We start from the raw sequence: 1,095 nt of genomic DNA, 5'->3' as shown, positions 1-1,095 counted from the left end.
CCCCACGGCCCGCCCGAGCAGCGTCGTCACCATGTACGCGTTGTACGGCACGGTCGCCAGCTCCTCCGATCCGCCCAGCACGTCCTGGAGGTACTTGGCACTCCAGTTGGAGACGGTCGAGTCCCCGATGTACGCGAAGGTCATCACCAGGCAGAGCGGCAGCAGCAGCTTGAAGGCGACACCACTCCCCTTACCGGCCCCCGAGTCCGCCACGCCCTCCACCCCGTCGCCCCCGGCCACGTACCACCGGCTCCCGACGAAGGCGAGGGGCAGCAGCACCGCCACCACCGGCAGGTAGGACACGAAGAGCGACAGATGCCAGTGCGCCCCCACCCAGGCAAGCGACGCTCCCGCGATCCCGCCGAGGCTGTACGAGGCGTGGAAGCCGAGCACGATGCTCCGCCCGTACGCCCGCTGGAGGCTGACCCCGAGCATGTTCATGGAGGCGTCGAGCGCACCGACCGCGAGCCCGAAGAGCCCCAGGGCCAGGACCGCGTGCCACAGCTGGTCCCCCACTCCCACGGAGAGCAGCGCCAGGAGCACGAACGGCTGAGCCCACCGCAGCACCACCGCGGCCCCCACCCGGGCGACGACCTTCTCGGTCATCACACTCGCGACACCGGCCAGGATCGGCACGGCGGCGAGGAAGGCCGGCAGCAACGCGTCCGAGATCCCGTACCGGTCCTGGATCGCCGGTATTCGGGTCACGAGCAGGGCGAAGGTCACCCCCTGCACAAAAAAGCTGACCGCCAGGGATCCCCGCCCACGCCGCAACCGCGCATCCGTCATGGCGGCACAGCGTAGGGCCGGAACCTACCCGGGGGTAGGTGGATCACAGTCCCAATATCGCCGGCAGCTCGTCCATGGCCCCGAAGAACCCCTCGGCACCCGCGAGCTTCTCCTCGGGAGTCATCGCGGTGAACCCGTACACGTCCATCCCGGCCGCCACGGCCGCCTGCACACCGAGCCGGCTGTCCTCGACCACCACACACCGCTCGGGCGCCACCCCCATCCTGGAGGCGGCGTGGAGAAACAGATCGGGCGCCGGCTTCCCGCGGCCGACGTCCTCGGCGCTGAAGACGAGCTCGTCCGGGA

General features: G+C 70.2%; 2 protein-coding genes. Both read right to left on the bottom strand.

From position 1 onward, the window contains the following. On the bottom strand, positions 1-789 hold a 789-nt coding region (locus tag AOK00_RS30935), incomplete at its 3' end, for a hypothetical protein (protein ID WP_063886696.1). Positions 790-832: 43 nt separating this feature from the next. Beyond that, positions 833-1,095, bottom strand: a 263-nt coding sequence (locus AOK00_RS30930) for an HAD family hydrolase (protein WP_159041880.1), incomplete at its 5' end; no start/stop codon positions are given.

The sequence above is a fragment of the Streptomyces aureus genome, assembly GCF_001418135.1.
GTDB lineage: Bacteria > Actinomycetota > Actinomycetes > Streptomycetales > Streptomycetaceae > Streptomyces > Streptomyces aureus_A.
The sequence above is the reverse complement of the archived record's forward strand: the minus strand, read 5'-3'. Positions and strand labels throughout refer to the sequence as shown.